The organism is Mycobacterium sp. IDUB_21 (genome assembly GCF_055419425.1).
Genome location: NZ_JBVAXQ010000001.1, coordinates 584,757 through 606,363 on the forward strand (window position 1 = coordinate 584,757; position 21,607 = coordinate 606,363).

The window sequence follows — 21,607 nt, forward strand, 5'->3', positions numbered from 1 at the left end:
ACTCGGTGATGCCCGGCGTGCGACAATTCGGCGGTAAAGCGATGACGATGTAGGAAGCCGGTGCGAATCCGGTGCGGTCCCGCCACTGTGATCGGGGAGTGAACCTCCTCCGAGAGCCAGATACTCACGTCGTCGCATCCTGCGATTCGGGGCGGGCACCCCAGAGAGCTGGCGAACGTGACCGCGCCGATCTGGATCGCATCTCCCCCTGAAGTTCATTCGACGTTGTTGTCGGCCGGCCCCGGCGCCGGTCCGCTGCTGGCTTCGGCGGCGGCCTGGAGCGCGCTGAGCACCGAATACGCCGAGATCGCCGACGAGCTGACGGCGCTGCTCGGTGCGGTGCAGGCAGGGGCGTGGCAGGGCCCGAGTGCCGAGGCGTATGTGGCGGCCAACGTGCCGTATCTGGCGTGGCTGCTCCACGCCTGCACCACAAGTGCCGTGGCGGCCGCCGCGCAGCAGACCGCGGCCGCGGCCTACAGCACCGCGCTGGCGGCGATGCCGACGCTGGCCGAACTGGCGGCCAACCACGCCACCCACGCGGTGCTGCTGGGCACCAACTTCTTCGGCGTCAACACCATCCCGATCGCGCTGAACGAGGTCGACTACGGCCGGATGTGGCTGCAGGCCGCCACCGTGATGGCCAGCTACCAGGCCGTCGCCGGCGCGGCGATGGCGTCGAGCCCGCAGGCTGGCGCGGCGCCGCAGATCGCCAAAGCCGAATCGGCCAGTTCGAGCGATGCCAGCCAGCCGGCGCTGCCGCCGGATCGGCAGAACGACATCATGGAGTGGCTGCAGAACAGCGGCTACACCGACTTCTACAACAATGTCCTGCAGCCGATGATCAACGAGTTGGCCAGCAACCCCTACCTCCAGTCGATCTTCGCCGGATTCGACCCCTGGTTGACCATCACCGGCAATCCGCTCAGCTTCTTCAGCCCCTACAACATCGCGTTCGCGCTGGGCTACCCGATGGACTTCGGATCGTTCGCCGCCTACCTGTCGCAGACGTTCGCGTTCATCGCCGCGGATCTCACCGCGGCGTTCGCCTCCGGGAACCCCGGCACCATCGCCTCGACGCTGCTGTTCACCGCCGTCGAGGCGATCGGCACGATCATCACCGATGTGATCGCCTTGCTCAAGACGCTGCTGGAGCAGGCCATCGTGCTGATCCCGGTGATGCTGCCGATGATGACCGCCGCCCTGGCACCGCTGGCGGCGGCACCACTGGCCGGGTTGGCCGGCCTGTCCGGCCTGGCCGCACTGCACGCCGTCCCGGTTCCGCTGGCTCCGGTCCCACCGCCGTTCGCCGGCCTGACGGTGGCGCCCACCCCGCCGGCGGCGGCTCCGGCACCGGCGCCCGCTCCGGCACCGGTTCCGGCCCCGGCACCGCCGCCGGGTGCGCCGCCCGCACCTCCTGCGCCGCCCGCGCCGCCGCTGGCTCCGGGAGACAGCCTGGCCGCCATGTACCTGGTTGCCGGCTTGGGCCAGCAGGCCCGCCGGGCGGCCGGCACCAGCGCGCGCCGCCGCAAAGCACCCGAGCCCGACGCCGCCGAGGTGCCGGTGCCCGCGGCCGCCGCCGAGCCACAGGTCAAGGCCCGTCGGCGCCGGAAGGCGAAGGCCGACATGCTCGGCCGCGGGTTCGAGTACATGGATCTGGAGGACTCTGCGGACCTGGCGGATGTGGCGCCGAGCGGACTCGCCGCCCTGGCCCGGGACGCGTTCGGTGGCGGGGTGAGGACCCCGATGACACCGGGCACCTGGATGCGGGAGTAGCGCAAGCGATCAACTCAGGCCATCACGGCGACCCGCTTCGCCCGGCTCCGCCGCGCTTGCGATCGCCTCGGGTCCTCACGGCGACCCGCTTCGCCCGGCTCCGCCGCGCTTGCGATCGCCTCGGGCCGTCACGGCGATCCGCTTCGCCCGGCTCCGCCGCGCTTGCGATCGCCTCAGCGTGCGAGAATGCGTCGGTAAGGCAACGATGGTGCAGGAAGCCGGTGTGAATCCGGCACGGTCCCGCCACTGTGATCGGGGAGCGAACCTCAACAGCCACGGCTCTGATGGAGCTGGAAGGCGAGGGGAGCGGTGATCCGAGAGTCAGGACACTCACGTCGTCGCATCCTGCGACCCGGGGCGGTGTACCCCGAGAGAGCTGATCACCTTGACCGCGCCTATCTGGGTGGCGTCGCCTCCTGAGATCCATTCGTCCCTGTTGTCCGCCGGCCCCGGCGCCGGCCCGCTGCTCGCCTCCGCGGCGGCGTGGACCTCCCTGTCCGTTGAGTACGCGGCGATCGCCGACGAGCTGACCAGCCTGTTGGCCGCTGTCCAGGCCGGAGCCTGGCAGGGTCCGGCCGCCGAGGCGTTCGTGGCCGCCAACGGTCCCTATCTGGCGTGGCTGCTGCGTGCCGGTGCTGATGCGACGGTGGCGGCCACCGCGCAGCAGACCGCGGCGGCGGCCTACACCAGTGCGCTGGCGGCGATGCCGACCCTGGCGGAGTTGGCCGCCAATCACGCCACCCACGGCGTGCTGGTGGGCACAAACTTCTTCGGTATCAACACGATTCCAATCGCGCTGAACGAGGCCGACTACGCGCGGATGTGGCTGCAGGCCGCCACCGTGATGACCGGCTACGAGGCGACCGCGGCCACCGCGGTGGCGTCGTCGCCGCAGCCCGAGCCGGCACCGGTGGTGCTCAAGACGCCCGGCAGCGCCGACGCGACGCCCTCCCAACCGCCGCAGCCGCCGCAGTGGTTCCTCGACTTCGCGAAATGGCTGGAAGGCCTTGTCCCGCATCCGCCCTACCCCGACAGCGGTCAGTACCCGCTGTATGCGCAGTTGACGGAGTTCTTCAACAAGATCGGGTTCAACGGCATCGCGGACCCGCTGGCCAAGTTCTTCGCGGCCCTGCAGGCCGGATCGCCGATGTTGCCGCCGCCCGGGGTGCCCGGGTCGTGGCTGGCGTGGACCGGAAACCCCCTGAGCTTCTTCAACCCCGCCAACCTGGCCTACATCTTCTCGGTGCCGCTGGATCCGGGCTCCTACTTCGCGTTCACCAGCATCGTGATCATCGACGACCTGATCGCGATCATGTACACCGCCCTGTTCAATCCCCAGGGCCTGGGTCTGGTCGTATCGCTGGCGATGGTCGAGATCGTCACCGCGACGATCGGCAACACCATCCAGGCGCTCAACTATCTGATCACCCAGACGGTACTGATACCGGCGCTGCTGCCGGCGCTGGCCGCCACGAGCGTGCTGGCTCCGGCGGGAGTGCTCGGCGGTCTGGGGATCGGGGCGACGGCACACCACTTTGCTGCCGTCCCGCCGCCCCCGGCCCCGCCCCCCTCACCCGCGCTGGCAATGGCCCAGCCGCCGGCGTCCACCCCCGCGCCGGCTCCGGCGCCGTCCCCGACGCCCGCGCCGCCGGCCGCGCCCGCCGCTGCCCCCACCCCGCCGCCCGGTGCGCCGCCGCCCACCCCGGCGGGGCCGCCGTCGGTGACCATGCCGGCCTACATGTACCTGGTCGGCGGCCTGGACATGGGTGCCCGACGAGGATCGGGGACCAGCGCGCGCAAGAAGGCGGCGCCCAAGCCAGACAGTGCAGATGACCCCGCGGCCGAGGCGGCGGAACAGGTTGCGCCCCAGCGCCACCGGCGCCGTGCAAAGGCCAGCATGTTGGGACGCGGCCACGAGTACATGGATCTGGACCAAGACCTGGTGCCGGAGCCGGTGTCCGCTTCGGGCCGGAGTGCCGGGCCGCACGGCTTCGTCGGTGGCACGCATCGGGTGGCCGCGGCACGACCCGGCGGGCTCACCGAGTTGGCTGACGACGGGTTCGGCGGGGGCGCGGTCAGTCCGATGATGCCCCACACCTGGCCGGCCGAGGAGCCCTAGGCGTTCTTGACGGGCAGGTTGTGAACGCGTGGGCGTTCGATGGGTGTCTTATCGGTGAAGGCGTGGCGCGCATATCGCGGCATCCGAGAACGCGACGGGCAACCCGCCCGAGCCAGAGGCGTAATCAATCATTGCCTCAGGACCGGAATACGTTGATGTATGGCGGAAGGCCCAACCATGTGGTGTCGCGGCGTCCGGTGGCGGCGAGCAGGAATTCGTGCGGATCCAATCCGGTGGCATGCCCGAGGCTTTCCGGCGGCAGAGCGAGAAGCCGTGCCACATCCGGGTCGGCCAATGCGGCCTTGTCCCGGCTGAGTAGGCCCAGAATGAAATCAATGCTTGTGTACAGGGCTGGCCCCGTCACAGCGGGTCGGCCAAGAGCGGCCCGAATGTCGTCGGCGTGGATGAAGGTATCAGCCAGAAGCGAATGCATCCCCTGGCCAATCGTGAAATATGGTAGGGGGCTGGATCTTTCCCAGTCGGAGTCGTCGAAAGTGGCGGCGAGAACTGCCGTCTTGCTTCTCGCGTCCAGCAACTCAAGGGCGAGTGTCGAAGGCAGCAGGTGCCGCATCGATGCGGCCTGCTCGTCGGGGGTCCGAGTGCCGATCATGCCGTTAACGGTCTCGACGGCCTGACCGACGACATGCCCTGCGACGTCGCAAACCTGCCACTTCGAACACCGTGTCGCCCGGTTCCACGCGGCCATTTCTATGGAACTCAATAGCTCGGCGAAATGCTGGTACTCGTCGAGTAGTTGGGCGATCGTCTGTGCCCGCTGCGGCATAGGACGCGTCACTTGATCTCCTCCCGGATATGGCGTAGCTGTTTGAGTTGATCGTGAAAGTCGCTCAGTGTCAGTACTGCGATGCGGCATACCAGGTGGCGGGCTCCGGCGTCGATGTAGCTTGCCAGTGTCGTAGCGACCTGTTCGGCCGATCCGGTCGCGAACGTCTGGATTTGCTCGATGATTCGCAACGGATATCCGTACGTTGCCTTCGCGAACTGCTCCAGCGCTTCACGGCCACCATCTGGGGCATCGGTGATCAGCACGGTGACGAACAACCCCGGTGTCATATCGCTTTGCGCGCGGCCCGTGCCTCGGGCGGCTGCCAGTACCTCATCGAGGCCCGCCTCGTACTGCTTGGGTGTGGGCGGATATGGGAGCCATCCGTCATAGCGTGTGCCAGCGCGGGTTCGGGCGTTCGGGGTGTCGCCGGCAAGCCACACCGGCGGGCCACCGGGAGTCGCCGTCGCGATGCAATCGGGAAGTCCCGCAAGGGAGATCGTCGCGCCGCGAAACTCGTCGGGACCCTCGCCGGCCCACAGCTGTCGCCACAGCGCCACGGTGTCGTCCAGGCGGGCAAAACGTCGCGGCCACGGTACCTGCGACAGTGCGTACTCGCGCTCGGAGGCCCCTGGAAAGCCTGCGCCCACACCGACGATCAACCGACCGTGCGACAGCAGATCCAATGAGGCCAGCGCCTGTGCGGTCTGTAGCGGTCGACGCAGTGCGGGCAGCAGTGCCGCGGTACCGAGCGTCATGCGCTCGGTGACCGGCGCTGCCGCCGTCAGAAACGTCAAGGCCTCAACTCGTGGTCCGAAGAGTGAATCGTTGGCCCACAGTGAATCGAAGCCGAGATCTTCGATGGTGCGTACCAGACGATTCAGCTGCCCGGGCTCGGCGCCGGCCCACTGATCACCGGTCAGTGGTGCCACGACCCCGAGGCTCGCCTCTGGCGTCATGCGCTGATCGTCTCGGCCGCTGCGGTGAGGATGATCTTGCCGGTGGTGTGGCCGTCGCCGACAAGCTGCAGGGCACGTGCGGCCTGTGTCAGGGGAAGCTGTTCGGCGATATGTACCCGCAATTCTCCGCCGGCTGCGAGTTCGCCGAGGGCGTCCAGTCCGGACGCGTCGGGCTCGACCAGATAGCCGTGGGCGTGAACCCCCAGCTGCTCGGCACGCTCCTGCATGCCGGGTGTCCAGGCGGCCTGGGCGCTGACCAGGGTTCCGCCGGGGCGAAGGCACTCCAGCGCGGCGAGACCGGCGTCGCGGCCGAACATCTGGATCACCACGTCGACGTCTTTGACCACCTGGTGAACCGGAGTCGTGGTGTAGTCGACCACCTCGTCCGCGCCGAGCTCGGAGACGAATCGGTGCTTGGCGGCCCGGGCGGTGCCGATGACGTACGCGCCGCGCGCTTTGGCGATCTGGACTGCCAGATGCCCGACGCCTCCGGCCGCCGCCGAGATCAATACCCGCTGTCCTGCCGTGACCCGGGCGACGTCGACGAGCATCTGCCACGCGGTCAGCCCCGCCAGGGGCAGTGCTGCCGCTTCGACGTAGCTCAGTCCGGTGGGAATGGCGGTGAAGTGCCGTGACGGCGCGGTGACGAATTCGGCGTAGGCGCCGGCCTGTCGCGGGAACCACGGCATGCCGAAGACCCGATCGCCGACGCTGAATCGGGTGACGCCGTAGCCGACCTCTTCGACGACGCCGGCCACGTCCCAGCCGTGAATGAAGGGCAGGGCGAGCACCCGGTTGTATGCCATGCCGCCGCTGGTGTAGTAGTCGACCGGGTTCACCCCGGCGGCGTGGACTCGAACCTTCACCTCGGTGGGCGCGGGGCGCGGTTCGGGGACCTCCTCCAGGCGCGCGGAATCGGGCCCGTCCCAGGAATGTTGGGTGATCGCGAGCACGGACATCGCCTCCTCGTTTGGTTGTGGCCGTCAGCGGTTCGGTCGGCCGACTTGACGGTGCAGGGTCCTGGTGTCGAAGTAGCCGACGTCGCTGATCAGTTGTCCGCCGCGGAAGGTGCAGACGAAGGTGACGGGTACCTCGAAACGGCTGCCGGGCCGGACCGGCAGGCCGAGCAGATCGGTCACCGCCGTTCCGGTCATGCGGCCCCACACCACGACGATGTCCTTGCCGAATGCCGTCCCGTCGAACTCGCCGCGGTAGTCGGGAACGGATTCGAAGAAGGCGGTGTAGAAGGTGCGCAACTGCGTGCGGCCGGTGATCGGTTGGCGCAGACCGGGGTCCTGATACCGGCCGTCGGGGGCGTACGCCGCCACGATCGCCTCGACGTCATGTCGGTTCTTGGCTTCGGCGTAGTTGCGCAGCGCTGCGTCCAGTGCGGCATCGGTGGTCACAGCGATCTCTCCTCGGGACTGGCTGTGACCTGTACCGGTATGCCGTTGAGCACCGCGGTGCCCGACAGCGGATCCAGCTCGATACCGTCGGACAGGACGTTGCTGTTGACGCCGGGCCGTCGCGCCGCGAGACGAAGCGTCGCGTCGGGTTCGCCGTGGCCCCAGCCATGAGGAAGTGACACCACGCCGGGCCGGACCGCGTCGGTCACCTCCACCGGCGCGTCGAGGATCCCGGCACGTGAGGTCACCCGTGCGCGCGTCCCCAGCCCCAGCCGTGCTGCGTCGGCGGGATTGACCAACAGCGTGCAGCGCTGCGGCCCCTTGGCCAGCGTGGGCAGGTTGTGCATCCAGGAGTTGTTGGACCGCAGGTGGCGTCGCCCGATCAGCACCATGGCGTCCTTCGGCGGCGAAAGCAGCCGGATGCGTAGTTCGGCGACGTCGTCGACCAGCGGTTGCGGGGCGAGCTCGACCCGGCCCGACGGCGTGTTGAGTAGACCCGGCAGCTGCGGGCGCAGCGGACCGAAATCGACCCCGTCGGGATGCGCACGCACCCGGGCCAGCGTCAGCGGCTCGGTGTCGCCGTACGGCCCGGCCCGTAACAGCAGGTCGAGAAGACGCTCGGGGCCGCGCAGGCCCCCCGTCTCGCCGTCGCCTCCGAGCGTTCGCGCCAGGGATTCGGCGACCATGTCGTCGATGGCTGACAGGTCGGCGGTGGCGCCTTGGCGGGTGACGATTCCGATCAACCGGAGCAGGATCTGCCATTCCGGTGTGATGTCGGGGGACGGCGGCAGCACGGGCGGCGCGTAGGTGGCCGTGTTGCGGATCGCGAAGTGGTGGAAGAACAGGCCGTAGTGCGGCTTGGTCAGCGGTGAGGGCGCCGGTAGGAGCACATGGGCGTGGCGTGTCGTCTCATTGCGGTATAGGTCCATGCCGACCATGAGTTCCAGCTGGCCGAATGCCGCCGTGAGCCGAGCGCTGTCGGGCGCCGAGCGCGCGGGATTGCCGGCGACGGTGATCAGCGCCTTCACCTGCCCGTCCCCGGGGGTGTCGATCTCCTCGGCCAGGCAGGCCAGCGGCAACTCGCCCAGGGTCTCCGGTGCGCCGCGGACCCGGCTGTGCCAGCGCCCGAACGAGACGCCGCGTTGGGCGGTCATCGCCCGCAGATCGGCCGCCGGTCGGGCGAACATGGCGCCGCCCGGCCGGTCCAGATTTCCGGTCAGCACGTTGAGCACCTCGATCAGCCAGCTGGTCACGGTCCCGAACCGCTGGGTGCAGGTGCCGGTGCGGCCGTACACGGCTGCGGTCGGTGCAGCGGCCAGTTCGCGGGCCATCCGGCGAATGTCAGCCGCGGGGATGTCGCAGTGCGGCGCAACGGCTTCGGGGGAGAAGTCGCCGGCCAGCTCCTCGATGGTCTCGACGCCGCGGACGTGTGGGGCCAGCCGGCCGAGATCGACCCGGTTCTCGCTGAACAGTGCATGTACCAACGCGAGCAGCAGCAGGGCGTCGGCGCCCGGCCGGATTGCGTGGTGCTCGTCGGCCTCGCGGGCGGTCTGGCTTCGATTGGGGTCGACGACGATCAGCCGCCCCCCGCGGCGCCGTAGTGCGCGAAGCCGTGCCCGCATCCCCGGTGCGGTGAGCAGGCTGCCATTCGACACCAGCGGGTTGGCGCCCAGGATCAGCACATGTGAGCAGCGGTCGAGGTCGGGCAGCGGGACCGTGTACATCCCACCGAACATGAGTTGGCAGGCCGCGAACTTCGGCATCGCATCGACGGTGTTGGCGGTGTAGATGTTGCGGGACCCCAACGCTCGCATCGTCGCACTGCTGTACAGCGTCGTGGCGAAGTCGTGCGCTACCGGGTTGCCGAGATACAACGCCACCGCATCGGGTCCGTGCCGATCGAGGACCGCGGTCAGTCGTGCGTCGATCGCCGCGAACGCCTGGTCCCAAGAGGCGGGCCGCAACTCTCCGTCGGCGGAGCGGATCAGCGGCGTGCGTATCCGATCGGGATCGGCGTGTAACTCGCGGAGCGCGAGGGCTTTTGGGCAGATGTGCCCGCGACTCGACACGTGGTCCGGGTTGCCGCGAGTGGAGACCACTTCGTCGCCATCCACCTCGCTCAGCAATCCACAACCGGCCTCGCAGAGCGGACAGACGTGACGACGAACTTGCATACCCTCAGTATTAACATACTGATGGTATGTACCACAAGTATGGATCGCGTATGCTGGTCGGCGTGCCCGGCCCGCGTACCCAAGCAGAACGCACCCGCCTCACCACCGAACAGATCCTGGCGGTGGCGCGGAAGGCTTTTGCTGCTGACGGCTTCGACGCCACCTCCCTCGATGTCGTCGTTGAGCGCGCCGGGATGACCAAGGGCGCGCTGTACCACCACTTCACCGGGAAACGCGCCCTGTTCGCCGCGGTCTACGAGGACGAGCAGCGAGCTATCGGCCACGCGGTGTTGCGGACCGCCCGCGGCGGCGGTGACAGCTGGCAGAACTTCGTGCGAGGCTGCCGGGGATTCTTCGATGCCGTGCTGGATCCGGGCGTGCAGCGAATCACGTTGATCGATGCCCCGGCGGTGCTGGGCTGGGAGGCGATGCGTGACCTCGAGGACGAACACGTCACGTCCCTTTTGCGCCAAGGGCTATCCATGGCGATCGGCGACGGTCGCCTCCCGCCGCAACGAGTGGAACCGCTCGCGCACCTTATTCACGGAGCGATGTGTGAAGCCGCGATGACCGTCGCCAGGTCCGCCGACCCGCGCCGCGAAAGCCGGGATGCGCTGGCGGCGCTGGAGCGCCTGCTCGCAGGAATCGCGGTGGACCGCACCAGCTAGCATAGGTCCGGTAGCCGGGTAACTCGGCCAGTTCGATACGCCCTAGGGGTCAGCCGCCGCAGCGGATCCGGTTTCCGCTGCGGTCCAGCGGGTCCGGGCCCAAGCCCAGGTACTTGTCCCGCAACTTGTCCCACAGCTCCAGCTGGCCCCACTCGGGCTCGTCGCGCATCTGCTGGTCGTTGGTGAGGAACGGGTTGGGCAGCATCAGCGTCATCATCTGCTCGTCGCGCCCGTTGAACAGGCGCACCCCCCACGACATCGGGTTGCCGTCCTTGCCGATCCGGCGGTACAGCTCGGCGCGGGTGCACCGGCGAATCCGGCCCAGCTCCGAGCCGCTGGCCCGGTGCTTGCCGATGCACAGGTGAAAGTGCCACCGGCCGAAGTCGACGGTGGCATAACCGTCGAGCATCGCGATCTTGCGCGGTGCGTTGGGGGCGGCCACCTCCCATGCGGCGCCCTGCATGATGATGCCGAACCAGATCTCGTCCCAGTACTCGTCGAAGCACAGGTGCAGCAGATCCAGCAGACTCTGCTGGTCGGTGGGCAGCGGCCACAGTTGTTCGCGGCCGCGGTCTTCGGTGTCGACGATCGGGGGATCGGCGACGACGGTTCCAGCGTCGGCGATGGTGTTCTCGGTCATGTGGATCCCTTCGATTGTTGCTGTGAGCGAACCTGGGGCTTGTGGGTGAGGGCGCAGTCGATGCATAACCCGCCGCCGGGCGTGCGGTAGAACAGGCAGCAGGTGGATCGTCGATAGTCGGTGCCAACCTCGTTGAAACGTATTGTGTCGGTGAGGCGTTCGTCTGCGCAGACGGTTCGGGCCAGATCCCAGCTGGGCTCGGCCGCCAGTTGTGCACCGCGATGCCGATGCAGGGCGCGGGCGGCGCCCAGCACGGCGGAGGCGGCGTTGCCGTGCAGCAGCTTCTCCGAGATCGGAGCGAGTTTTCGCACCGCGGCGGTCAACGGCGTCAGGTGCCTGTTCAGCACCATGTCGGCCAGCAGTCGCTGGGCGTCCCCGGCCGGCGACGACCAGGCCGTCGGATCGGCAAGATGCAGCCGGACTGTTCCGCTGGATTCGGAGTAGCGCAACTCATCGGGATCCAGATCCAGCAGCAGCCCGTGCTCGCAGAGCCCGCCGAGGGCGACCGACCAAAGTCGCGCCGCGAACCCGAGGAAGAATGTCGACGCCGCAACCCGAAGATCCGGTGCCCCGATGCGCTCCCGCACGCCTGCGAACGCGCCGGCGAGTAGCGCCTGGTCGGTGTAGAGCTGCGTCACCGGGCGCCAGTCGCCTCCGTCGTCGGTACCCGTGGAGACCGCGAAATACGGGCTGACATCCGATAATGCGGCCAGCGCCGATATCACCTGATCCTTTGGCGCGCAGCGTTGCGCGTCCGCGGGCAGTGCCCGCAGCCGCTCCGGCAGGTCACGCAATGCGGTGCGGATGGTCGACGTTGCGGAGCGCAGTGTGATCGTGGCGGGATCGGTTGCGGTGATGGAGATCTCGCAGCCTTCGGCAGGCCCGTCGACGTCCCAGCCTTCCCGGGACAACACCCGGATCAGCGCCGCGCGCAGCGGCTCCGGGGCGTCGACGCGGGCACCCCGGAGCTCACCGTTCTCGGTGCCGAACTCGAACATGCCGCTGGCCGGGTCGAAACGCAGCGTGTCGGTGTCGAACATCGCGCCGATGCGCCCCGACAGCATCAGTTCCTCACCGACGGTGTCCACCAAGGTGCCCGCCGGATCCAGCAGCCACACCCGGTCGGCCACCCGCAGCGCCAGTTCCAGGTCGTGGGTGCTGCACACCACGGCCAGCTGCTGCTCGCGGGCCAGTTCGCGCAGGAGCCCGAACAGTCCGGCTCGCGAGGACACGTCCAGGAACGCGGTCGGTTCGTCGAGCACCAGCAGCCCGGGCTGTTGAGCCAGCGCACGGGCGGTCAGGACGCGCTGACATTCACCGTCGGACAGTTCGGATGCCGGTCGTGACGCCAGATGCTGCGCGCCGGTCGCCGTCAGCGCCCAGTCGATGATCTCGTCGTCCTCGGGACGCAGCCGGGCGCCCAGACCCAGGTGCGGGATGCGGCCCAGCCCGACGAGTGCCCGCGCTGACAGCAGCCCCGGGTCGACCCGCTCGGTCAACACCACCGCGACCCGGCGGGCCAGTTCGTCGCGGGGCAGCCCGGTCAGGTCGGCGCCGTCCAGCAGGACCCGGCCGCCGAGCGCGGGCTGCAGCCCGGCCAGGGTGCGGATCAGGGTGGACTTGCCGGCGCCGTTGGGTCCGATCAGCACGGTCAGTTCGCCGCGCCGGGCCTGCGCGCTCATCCCGGCCGCCACGGTCGTCGATCGGCGCCGGCTGCGGTAGCCGATCGCCAGGCTGGCCAGTTCCACAGCGGGTGTCATGCGGGTCATGACGGCACCCCGGATCCGCGGCGGGCCCGCAGCAGCACGGTGATCACCACTGGCGCCCCTACCAGTGCGGTGACCGCGTTGATCGGGATGACCAGATCGCTGTCCGGTACCTGGCTGACGATGCCGCATGCCAGCGCGGCGACCGCACCCAACAACACCACCGTCGGCAGCACCACGCGGTGATCGGAGGTCCCGACGGCGATGCGGGCGACGTGCGGCACCACCAGCCCGAGGAACGCGATCGGCCCGCAGAACGCGGTCGTCACACCTGCCAGCAGCGACGCCGAGGCGACCGTGACCACCCGGGCCCGGTGCACGTGAATCCCCATGGTCGCCGCGTAACTCTCACCGAGCAGCAGGGCGTTGAGCGGCCTGATCGTCATTGCCGCGGTAATCAACCCGACGGCCACCAGCGGCAGCAACAACCGCAGGTCGGCCCAGCCGGTTCCGGCGAAGCTGCCCAGGCCCCACAACAGGTACTGCTGCACCCGCTGCGGATCGGAATACACCAGCGCCAGACTCACCAGCGCGGTGCTGGCCGCACCGATCATCACCCCGATCAACAGCAGCGTCGCCGCCGAGCGGGTCCAGCGCGACAGCATCAGCACCAGCGTCAGCATCGCCGCCGCGCCCAGCGCCGCCGCGATGACCTCCCCGCCGCGGCTGGCGCCGGCGGTGAAGAAACCGGCGCCGGCCGCACCGCCGGCCAGCACCACCAGCGCCACACCGAGGCTGGCCCCGGAGCTGACCCCGAGGATGTAGGGGTCGGCCAGGGTGTTGCGGAACAGGGTCTGCAGCTGCAGCCCGGCGACCCCGAGTGCGGACCCGGCGGCCAGCGCGGTGAGCACCCGCGGCAACCGCATGTTCGCCACGATCACCTGCCAGCGGGGATCGGAGGCTTCGGCGCCGAACAGCACCCGCACGGTGTCGGCCAGCGGCACCCGCACCGGGCCGAGCGCCAGGCCCAGCAGGACCAGCACCAGGACCGCGGCGGCCAGCCCCGCCAGCACCAGGGTGGTGCGCGCCTTCATCGGTCCACCCGTCGGTAGAACTCGAAGACGTGGTCGGTCCCCAGCTCGGGATGCAGGATCGCGAGCAGGTCGCCGAGCAGCAGATCCGGTCGCGCGGTGCCGCGTTCCCAGTACAGATTGCCGCCGCCGGGGCCGATGGCTTTGGTCGCCGACCACACCTGGCCGCTGCGGACCGCGGTGAGTTCGCCGTACCGGCTGTCGCGCGCCACCGCGTCGTCGACGGTTTTCCAATCGTCGGTGACCAGCCACAGCGCAGCGCTTCCCGCTCGGGTGTAGACCGATTCGAAATTCAGCTGCCTGTTCTCGGCGCCGTGGTCGGCCAGCCAGGGGTAGCTACCGCCGGCGTCGGCGACGAGGCGGCCGGAGTAGCTGGCCCCGGTGGGCATCGACCAGCTGCCCGAATACATGGTGCCGACCAGCACGTCGACGGGTCGGGTCCCCGCGGCCTGTGCGGCCAGCGCGCGGTAGCGGTCGCGGACGGACTCGTAGGCCTGCCCGGCCCGGCGTTCGGTGCCGGTCAGCGCGGCGAAAACCTTGACCCACTCGGCGCGGCCCAGCGGGGTGGGCTCCAGCCATTCGGCGTCCGCCACCACCGGGATGCCGGCCTCGCGCAGCTTGGGATAGCCGGGATCGTCCATGCCCTGGGTGACCAGTACGTCGGGACCGGCCTGCAGCACGCTCTCGATGTTGACCTGTCCGCCGGGCGCGTAGCCGACGATCTCGCCGGCGTCGATGCGCGCGCGGATCTGTGGGTCGGCGACCGCGGCCGGGCTCGCCACGCCGGTGACCACCCCGGCCTTATCGAGTTCGGTGATCATCGCCAGATGCGTCGTCGAGCCCGAGTACAGGCTGTGCACCGGGACGGTGATCTGTTGGGCCCGGGCCAATTCGGGGTCCAGTTCGCCGCTCAGCGCCGGCGCCGGCGCCCCGCAGCGCACCAACACATACGACACGGGTTTGCCGCCGAGGTAGGGGCGGTGGACGGTCAGCACCTGGTAGCTGCGGTGGTACTCGATACTGAAGTTGGTGGCCTCGGACAGCGTCGACTTGTCCGGAAAGTAGTCGGTGTGCGGATCGAAGTCGGTGATGCAGCCCTGCCGCGCCTCGGGGGTGCGCGGGACGCGCTGGGCCGAGCAGCCGGCCAGCGCGGTGGCCAGCGCTATTACCAGCGCTATGGCTAGCGCAGGGACTACCCGCAGTGCACGGGACATGGGCGCGCATCAGCTTCCTCGGGGTACACCGCCCCGGTTCGCAGGACGCGATGACGTGAGTCTCCTGGCTCTCGGATCACTGTTCGCCTCGCCTTCCAGCCCCACAAACGGCGGGCCGTGGCTGATGAGGGTCACTCCCCGATGACAGTGGCGGGACCGCGCCGGATTCGCACCGGCTTCCTCACTGTGATGCCATCGCCTTACCGGCGACATTCTCGCATGCCGTGCTGCGTTAGGCTGGCCGCCGTCTCGCGGCGTCAGGAACCCGGTGCGAATCCGGCGGGTCAGCGAGGCTCGTCGGAGTTGGCCCGAAGGGGCGGCGGAGGCGAGCCGAAGCTGGGACCGCCGCTCAATTCCGGGGCGGTTCCGCCACTGTGAGGGGCGCATCGGCAAGCGCCCCGAGCCAGATACGGCCGCGGGGCATCCGACGATACGGGGCGCGAACCCCGGGGAGGACCCCTCATGCGGCGCATCGCCTTGCTCTCCACCTCCGACACCGACCTGCTGTCGGCGCGGGCCAGCGGCGCCGCCTACCGGCTCGGCAACCCGGCGCGTCAGGACATCGAGCCGGTGCTGACGGGCGCCGATGTCGTGGTGCTGCGGATCCTGGGGTCGTCCGCAGAGATCGAGACCGAGCTGAAGTTGCTGCGTGCGACGGGCCTGCCGCTGGTGGTGCTCGGCGGGGAGCGGTCTCCCAATGCCGAGTTGATGGAGTGCTCGACGGTCCCGATCGGGTTGGCGGCGCAGGCGCACGCCTATCTCGCCGAGGGCGGCCCGGCGAATCTGGCTCAGCTGCACGCGTTCTTGTGCGACACGGTGCTGCTCACCGGTGAGGGTTTCGACGAGCCGAGGGTGATACCGGAGTGGGGGTACGCTGCCCGCGCGGCGGTCGAGACTTCCGCGGAAGCCGTGCGGGTGGGAGTGCTGTACTACCGGGCGCACGAGGTCAGCGGCAACGCCGGATTCGCCCACGCCCTGGCCGACGCGATCGACGCCACCGGCCGGGCGGTCGGGGTGCCGATCTTCGCCGCGTCGCTGCGCAACGCCGCCGATGAGCTGTTCGATGCGCTGGGCACCCTGGACGCGGTGGTGGTCTGCATGCTGGCGGCCGGCGGCGCGATGAACGCCACCGCGACCGTGGGTGCCGGCGACGACGATGGCGCGTGGGACATCGAGCGGGTCGCCGCGCTGGACATCCCGGTGTTCCAGGGGCTGTGCCTGGCCTCATCGCGGGCGGACTGGGCGGCCAACGACGACGGTGTCACCCCGCTGGACTCGGCCACCCAGATCGCGATCCCGGAATTCGACGGCCGGATCATCACGGTGCCGTTCTCCTTCAAGGAGATCGACGACGACGGGCTGCCGCACTACGCCGCCGACGCCGAACGCTGCACCCGGGTGGCGGGCGTCGTGGTGAACCACGCCGTGCTGCGCCGCATCCCGAATGATCAGAAGAAGCTGGCGCTGGTGCTGTCGGCCTACCCCACCAAGCACTCACGGGTCGGCAACGCGGTCGGTCTGGACACGCCGGCGTCGGCGGTGCGGCTGCTGCACCGGCTGGCCGACGAGGGGTATGACGTCGGAGACGGCTTCGGGGTGCTGGGCATCGCTGACGAGACCGAAGCGGGGGACCGGCTGATCCACACCCTGATCGAGGCCGGCGGCCAGGACGAGGACTGGCTGTCCGCCGCCCAGCTGGCCGACGCTCAGGTGCGGGTGACCGCAGCACAGTACGCCGAATGGACCGCTGAGCTGCCGAGCGCGCTGCGCGACGCGATGGCGCAGGCGTGGGGCCCGGCGCCGGGCAAGCTGTTCGTCAACGACGCCGGTGAGATCGTGCTGGCCGCAATGCGATCCGGAAACGTCGTGCTGATGATCCAGCCGCCGCGCGGGTTCGGGGAGAACCCGGTGGCGATCTACCATGACCCGGAGCTGCCGCCGAGCCACCACTACCTGGCCGCATACCGTTGGCTGGCAAACGGTTTCGGTGCGCACGCGGTGATCCACCTGGGCAAGCACGGCTCGATGGAGTGGCTGCCCGGCAAGACCGCGGCGCTGTCGGCGAGTTGCGCCACCGACGCCATGATCGCCGATCTGCCGTTGATCTACCCGTTTCTGGTCAACGACCCCGGTGAGGGCGCGCAAGCCAAGCGCCGGGCGCACGCCACCATCGTCGACCACCTGATCCCGCCGATGGCGCGCGCCGAGTCCTACGGCGATATCGCCCGTCTTGAGCAGCTGCTCGACGAGTACGGCAACATCGCCACGATGGACCCGGGAAAGCTGCCGGCGATCCGCGGCGAGATCTGGAACCTGATGCGCGCGGCGGAGATGCACCGCGATCTGGGGCTCGACGAGCGGCCCGAGGATGAAGAGTTCGATGACTTTCTGCTGCACGTCGACGGCTGGCTCTGTGAGATCAAGGACGCCCAGATCCGCGACGGACTGCACGTGCTCGGTGGCGCCCCGATCGGCCCGGAGCGGGTCAACCTGGTACTGGCGATCCTGCGCGCCCCGCAGGTTTGGGGCGGGGTGGACCATGCGGTGCCCGGGTTGCGGGCCGCGCTGGGCTTGAAGGACGACGCCCCGGCGGCGGCGGTCGACGAGATCGAGGGCCGCGCCCGGGAACTGGTCGAAGCGATGGAGGCCGCCGCCTGGCAGCCGGATACGGCCGATTCGCTGCACTCCGATCCCGAGGTGCGCCGGGTGCTGAGATTCGCTGCCACCGAGGTGGTTCCGCGGCTGGCCGGCACGGCAGCCGAGCTGGACTCGGTGCTGCACGCCCTGGCCGGCGGATTCGTGCGGCCGGGCCCGAGCGGGTCGCCGCTGCGCGGTCTGGTCAACGTGCTGCCCACCGGACGTAACTTCTACACCGTCGACCCGCGGGCGGTGCCGTCTCGGCTGGCGTGGCAGACCGGACAGGCCATGGCGGATTCGTTGGTTCAGCGCTACCTCGACGAAACCGGCGGTTACCCGGAGTCGGTGGGACTGTCGGTGTGGGGGACCTCGGCGATGCGCACCTCCGGCGACGATGTCGCCGAGGTGCTGGCGCTGCTCGGGGTGCGGCCCGAGTGGGACGAGGCGTCCCGGCGGGTGTCCGGGCTCGAGGTGATCTCACGTGAGGAGCTGGGCCGGCCCAGAATCGATGTGACCGTGCGGATCTCGGGGTTCTTTCGGGACGCCTTCCCGCACGTGGTGACGATGCTCGACGACGCCGTGCAGATGGTGGCGGCCCTCGACGAGCCGGACGAGGTGAACTTCGTGGCCGCCCACGCCCGCGCGGACCTGGCGGAGCACGGCGACCTGCGCCGGGCCACCACCCGGGTCTTCGGTTCCGCGCCCGGCACCTATGGGGCCGGGATCCTGCAGGTGATCGAATCCGGAACGTGGCGCGACGACAAGGATCTGGCCGAGGTCTACACCGCATGGGGCGGTTTCGCCTACGGTCGTGGACTGGACGGCGCGCCGGCTGCTGATGACATGCGCACCAACTACCGCCGGATCAAGGTGGCGGCCAAAAACATCGACACGCGTGAGCACGATATCGCCGACTCGGACGACTACTTCGTCTACCACGGCGGCATGATCGCGACCGTGCGGGCGCTCACCGGCTCCGACCCGAAAGCCTATGTCGGGGACTCGACGTCAACCGATGCCGTGCGTACCCGCACCCTGGCCGAGGAGACCGCGCGGGTGTTCCGGGCGCGGGTGGTCAACCCGCGCTGGATCTCCGCGATGCGCCGCCACGGCTACAAGGGCGCATTCGAGCTGGCCGCCACCGTCGACTACCTGTTCGGGTTCGACGCCACCGCCGGGGTCGTGCACGACTGGATGTACGAGAAGCTCGCGGCCGAGTACGTGCTGGATCCCGAAACCCGTGAATTCCTCGACAAGTCCAATCCGTGGGCGCTGCACGGCATCGTGGAACGATTGCAGGAGGCCGCCGACCGGGGCCTGTGGGCTGCCCCTGATCCTGAGACCATGGCGGCGCTGCAGCAGGCCTACCTGGACGTCGAAGGGGATTTGGAGGACCGGTGAGACTCTGGATTCTCGGCATGGGGATGGGTCCCCAGCACGTCACGCCCGAGGTCGCCGACGCGCTGCGGTCGGCCGACTACGTGGTTGCCGCCGAGAAGAGCGACAGCGACGGGCTGCTTGCGTTGCGGCGCAGCATCGTCGACACCTACGCCGGGTCGGTCCCGATCGTGACCGTCACCGATCCGCCCCGCGACCGCTCGCCGGAGCTGACCGAGCCCGGCTACGGGCGGGCCGTTGCCGACTGGCATGCCGCCCGTGCGGCGCGCTACGCCGAGGTGCTGCGGGCGCGCGGCGGCACCGCGGCATTTCTGGTCTGGGGCGACCCGGCGTTGTACGACTCGACCATCCGGATTGTCGAGCGGGTGAAAGCCCTTGGTGTGGAATTGGATTACGACGTGCTGCCCGGAATCAGCGCCCCGCAGCTGCTGGCCGCGCGGCATCGGATCGTGCTGCACGAGGTGGGCCGGCCGGTGCACATCACCACCGGGCGGCGGCTTTCGGAGGCTGTGGCCGCCGGCCAGGACAACGTCGTCGCGATGCTCAACCCGGACCGGCTGGATCTGAGCGGGCTGGCCGCTTGGACCATCTGGTGGGGCGCCAACCTGGGCGCGGTAGGGGAGCGGCTGGTGACCGGCCGGGTCGCCGACGTGGCCGACGAGATCGCGGCCGCCCGCAGCGCGGCGAAGGCCGAAGCGGGCTGGGTGATGGATGTGTTCCTGGTGCGGCGGCCCTGATGGCGGGGCTGCTGATCGCCGGAACCACCAGCGACGCCGGCAAGACCGTGGTGACCACCGGGCTGTGCCGGGCGCTGGCACGTCGCGGGGTGCGGGTGGCGCCGTACAAGGCGCAGAACATGTCGAACAACTCCATGGTCTGCACTGGTCCGGATGGCGTCAACGCGGAAATCGGTCGTGCCCAATGGATTCAGGCGCTGGCCGCCCGAGCCGTCCCCGAGCCGGCGATGAACCCGGTGTTGCTCAAACCCGGCAGTGACCAGCGCAGTCACGTGGTGCTGATGGGCCGGCCGTGGGGTGAGCTGTCGTCGTCGAATTGGATGGCGGGGCGCGGCGCGCTGGCGGACAGTGCCCACGGTGCCTACGACGACCTGGCGGGCCGCTACGACGTGATCATCGCCGAGGGCGCGGGCAGCCCGACCGAGATCAACCTGCGTGCCGGCGATTACGTGAACATGGGATTGGCGCGGCATGCCGGGCTGCCGGTGGTCGTCGTCGGCGACGTGGATCGCGGCGGGGTGTTCGCGGCGTTCTTCGGCACCGTCGCCCTGCTCTGCCCGGAAGACCAGGCGCTGGTGGCCGGGTTCATCGTCAACAAGTTCCGCGGCCGGCAGCAGTTGTTGGCGCCCGGCCTGGCCGACCTGCAGCGGCTCACCGGCCGACGGATCTTCGGCACCCTGCCGTGGCATCCGGAGTTGTGGTTGGACTCCGAGGACGCGCTCGACCTGGACGGCAGGCGCTCAGCGCGCACCGGGGCGCGCCGGGTGGCGGTGATCCGGTTTCCCAGGATCAGCAATTTCACCGACCTGGATGCGCTCGGCCTGGAGCCCGATCTGGACGTGGTGTTCGCGTCCGACCCGCGCGGGGTGTCCGACGCCGATCTGGTGGTGCTGCCCGGAACCCGCGCCACGATGTCCGATCTGGCCTGGCTCCGCTCGCGCGGGCTGGATTCCGCGATCGTTGCGCACGCCGCGGCGGGCAAGCCGGTGCTGGGGATCTGCGGCGGCTTTCAGATGCTGGGCCGATCGATCCGTGACCCCGACGGGATCGAGGGCCCACCGGGCGAGGTGGCCGGACTGGGCCTGCTGGACGTCGAAACCTGTTTCGGCGCAGACAAAGTGCTGCGAGTGTCGGATGGCGGATACGAGATACACCACGGCCGGATCATCCGGGGTGACGGCGTGTACGACTTCCTCGGCGGCCTCCGGGCGGGTCAGGTGTTCGGCACCATGGCACACGGAAGTTTCGAAGGCGATGCGCTGCGCGCAGCGTTCCTGGCCGAAAGCCTCGGGCTGGGATCGTCGGGGGTGTCGTTTCCGGCCGCCCGCGAGCTCCGACTCGACCTGCTGGCCGATCTGATCGAGGAGCACCTGGATGTCGACGCCATGCTCAAGTTGACACGCGCCGGCCCGCCGCCCGGTGTGCCGTTCTTGGCGCCGGGGGCGCCGTGATGCGCTTGCTGCTACTCGGCGGAACCGCCGAAGCCCGCGCCTTGGCCGAGCTGCTGGTCGCCGCCGGCGTCGACGTGACCACGTCACTGGCCGGCCGGGTGGCCAATCCGCGGCTGCCGCAAGGGGCGGTGCGGATCGGCGGATTCGGCGGAATCGAAGGCCTGCGTGCGGCATTGGCCGACTACGACGCCGTCGTCGACGCCACCCACCCGTTCGCCACCACCATGTCAGGCAACGCGGCCGCCGCCTGCTCGGCTGCCGGCCGCCCGCTGCTGCGACTGGAACGGCCCGGCTGGGCGGAGCGGGCCACGCCGTCTTGGCATTGGGCCGACTCCCACGAGCAGGCCGCCGCCATCGCAGCCCGGCTGGGCCGCCACCCGGTGCTGACCATCGGGCGCCAACAGCTGGCGTCCTACCTTCCGGCGCTGGCCGACGCCGCGGTGCTGGCCCGCGTCGTGGACCGGCCGTCGATCACGCTGCCGCCGGACTGGACGGTGGTGACCGATCGGGGTCCGTACGCGCTGCCGGGCGAGCTCGCGCTGCTGCGCGACCACCGCGCCGACGCCGTGGTGACCAAGGATTCCGGCGGTGAGTACACCTGGCCGAAGATGCTGGCCGCCAAGGAACTCGGCCTGCCGGTGGTCATCGTGCGCCGTCCGGCCCGGCCGGCGGGGGTGAGATGCGTGTCCGACGTGGAGGCGGCGCTGGCCTGGGTGCTCGCATCATGAGTGAACCCGGAGCATCCGGGTTGTTCACTCGGCCAACGCGCAGTCCATCCACAGCTGTCGTCCGGTTCAGCAGGAGTTCGCCGCCCTAATATATCGTGACACGATAAATCGGGGTGGGGGTC

The 21,607-nt window shown here is 69.6% G+C and carries 16 protein-coding genes and 3 riboswitches; of the genes, 7 read left to right on the plus strand and 9 right to left on the minus strand.

Annotation, left to right across the window (positions count from 1 at the left end; all coding sequences use genetic code 11):
- Positions 1-6 precede the first annotated feature (6 nt).
- Positions 7-148, plus strand: a riboswitch (cobalamin riboswitch).
- A gap of 29 nt (positions 149-177) precedes the next feature.
- Together ACZYY4_RS02825 and ACZYY4_RS02830 are read left to right on the plus strand one after the other, a co-directional pair.
- Positions 178-1,773, plus strand: a complete 1,596-nt coding sequence (locus ACZYY4_RS02825) for a PPE domain-containing protein (RefSeq protein ID WP_463807893.1) — start codon at positions 178-180, stop codon at positions 1,771-1,773.
- 169 nt (positions 1,774-1,942) lie between these two features.
- A riboswitch (cobalamin riboswitch) is annotated at positions 1,943-2,125 on the plus strand.
- A 33-nt stretch (positions 2,126-2,158) separates the two neighbouring features.
- Complete coding sequence (locus ACZYY4_RS02830; protein WP_463807894.1) at positions 2,159-3,892, plus strand: PPE domain-containing protein; 1,734 nt, start codon at positions 2,159-2,161, stop codon at positions 3,890-3,892.
- A 136-nt stretch (positions 3,893-4,028) separates the two neighbouring features.
- Here ACZYY4_RS02830 and ACZYY4_RS02835 read toward each other — a convergent pair whose 3' ends face one another.
- Genes ACZYY4_RS02835 through ACZYY4_RS02855 form a run of 5 tightly spaced genes read right to left on the minus strand, consistent with a single transcriptional unit; the run spans position 4,029 to position 9,215 of the window.
- The gene (locus tag ACZYY4_RS02835) at positions 4,029-4,688 is read right to left on the minus strand and encodes a maleylpyruvate isomerase family mycothiol-dependent enzyme (protein ID WP_463807895.1); all 660 of its coding nucleotides are present in this window, start codon (positions 4,686-4,688) and stop codon (positions 4,029-4,031) included.
- A complete protein-coding gene (locus tag ACZYY4_RS02840) occupies positions 4,685-5,635 on the minus strand; it encodes an LLM class flavin-dependent oxidoreductase (protein ID WP_463807896.1) in 951 nt (316 codons plus the stop codon). The genes ACZYY4_RS02835 and ACZYY4_RS02840 overlap by 4 nt, the downstream gene beginning before the upstream one ends.
- Entirely contained in the window at positions 5,632-6,594 is a 963-nt protein-coding gene (locus ACZYY4_RS02845; protein WP_463807897.1) for an NADP-dependent oxidoreductase, read from the minus strand. The genes ACZYY4_RS02840 and ACZYY4_RS02845 overlap by 4 nt, the downstream gene beginning before the upstream one ends.
- 24 nt (positions 6,595-6,618) lie before the next feature.
- On the minus strand, positions 6,619-7,041 hold the full coding sequence (locus tag ACZYY4_RS02850) for an ester cyclase (RefSeq protein WP_463807898.1): 423 nt from the start codon (positions 7,039-7,041) through the stop codon (positions 6,619-6,621).
- A complete protein-coding gene (locus ACZYY4_RS02855; RefSeq protein ID WP_463807899.1) occupies positions 7,038-9,215 on the minus strand; it encodes a molybdopterin-dependent oxidoreductase in 2,178 nt (725 codons plus the stop codon). Before ACZYY4_RS02855 ends, ACZYY4_RS02850 begins: the two co-directional genes overlap by 4 nt.
- Positions 9,216-9,277: 62 nt before the next feature.
- Here ACZYY4_RS02855 and ACZYY4_RS02860 point away from each other — a divergent pair, with 62 nt between their 5' ends.
- The gene (locus ACZYY4_RS02860; RefSeq protein ID WP_463807900.1) at positions 9,278-9,883 is read left to right on the plus strand and encodes a TetR/AcrR family transcriptional regulator; all 606 of its coding nucleotides are present in this window, start codon (positions 9,278-9,280) and stop codon (positions 9,881-9,883) included.
- 49 nt (positions 9,884-9,932) lie between these two features.
- Here ACZYY4_RS02860 and ACZYY4_RS02865 read toward each other — a convergent pair whose 3' ends face one another.
- Genes ACZYY4_RS02865 through ACZYY4_RS02880 form a run of 4 tightly spaced genes read right to left on the minus strand, consistent with a single transcriptional unit; the run spans position 9,933 to position 14,534 of the window.
- Positions 9,933-10,523: a DUF7676 family protein gene (locus ACZYY4_RS02865; RefSeq protein WP_463807901.1), complete on the minus strand. Its 591-nt coding sequence runs from the start codon at positions 10,521-10,523 to the stop codon at positions 9,933-9,935.
- On the minus strand, positions 10,520-12,292 hold the full coding sequence (locus ACZYY4_RS02870) for an ATP-binding cassette domain-containing protein (RefSeq protein WP_463807902.1): 1,773 nt from the start codon (positions 12,290-12,292) through the stop codon (positions 10,520-10,522). Before ACZYY4_RS02870 ends, ACZYY4_RS02865 begins: the two co-directional genes overlap by 4 nt.
- On the minus strand, positions 12,289-13,323 hold the full coding sequence (locus ACZYY4_RS02875; RefSeq protein WP_463807903.1) for a FecCD family ABC transporter permease: 1,035 nt from the start codon (positions 13,321-13,323) through the stop codon (positions 12,289-12,291). The genes ACZYY4_RS02870 and ACZYY4_RS02875 overlap by 4 nt, the downstream gene beginning before the upstream one ends.
- On the minus strand, positions 13,320-14,534 hold the full coding sequence (locus ACZYY4_RS02880; RefSeq protein ID WP_463807904.1) for an ABC transporter substrate-binding protein: 1,215 nt from the start codon (positions 14,532-14,534) through the stop codon (positions 13,320-13,322). The genes ACZYY4_RS02875 and ACZYY4_RS02880 overlap by 4 nt, the downstream gene beginning before the upstream one ends.
- A gap of 37 nt (positions 14,535-14,571) precedes the next feature.
- Positions 14,572-14,764: riboswitch (cobalamin riboswitch) on the minus strand.
- Between the two features lie 232 nt (positions 14,765-14,996).
- Between ACZYY4_RS02880 and cobN the strand changes: the two genes are divergently transcribed.
- Genes cobN through ACZYY4_RS02900 form a run of 4 tightly spaced genes read left to right on the plus strand, consistent with a single transcriptional unit; the run spans position 14,997 to position 21,485 of the window.
- Positions 14,997-18,572 carry a cobaltochelatase subunit CobN gene (cobN, locus tag ACZYY4_RS02885; protein WP_463807905.1) on the plus strand — a complete coding sequence of 1,192 codons (3,576 nt, stop codon included), beginning with the start codon at positions 14,997-14,999 and terminating at the stop codon, positions 18,570-18,572.
- Positions 18,569-19,306 carry a precorrin-6A synthase (deacetylating) gene (gene cobF, locus ACZYY4_RS02890; RefSeq protein ID WP_463807906.1) on the plus strand — a complete coding sequence of 246 codons (738 nt, stop codon included), beginning with the start codon at positions 18,569-18,571 and terminating at the stop codon, positions 19,304-19,306. The genes cobN and cobF overlap by 4 nt, the downstream gene beginning before the upstream one ends.
- Positions 19,306-20,757 (plus strand): cobyric acid synthase, encoded by a 1,452-nt coding sequence (locus tag ACZYY4_RS02895; protein WP_463807907.1) that lies wholly within the window; start codon positions 19,306-19,308, stop codon positions 20,755-20,757. Before cobF ends, ACZYY4_RS02895 begins: the two co-directional genes overlap by 1 nt.
- Positions 20,757-21,485: a cobalt-precorrin-6A reductase gene (locus tag ACZYY4_RS02900; protein WP_463807908.1), complete on the plus strand. Its 729-nt coding sequence runs from the start codon at positions 20,757-20,759 to the stop codon at positions 21,483-21,485. Before ACZYY4_RS02895 ends, ACZYY4_RS02900 begins: the two co-directional genes overlap by 1 nt.
- The last annotated feature ends 122 nt before the right edge of the window (positions 21,486-21,607 follow it).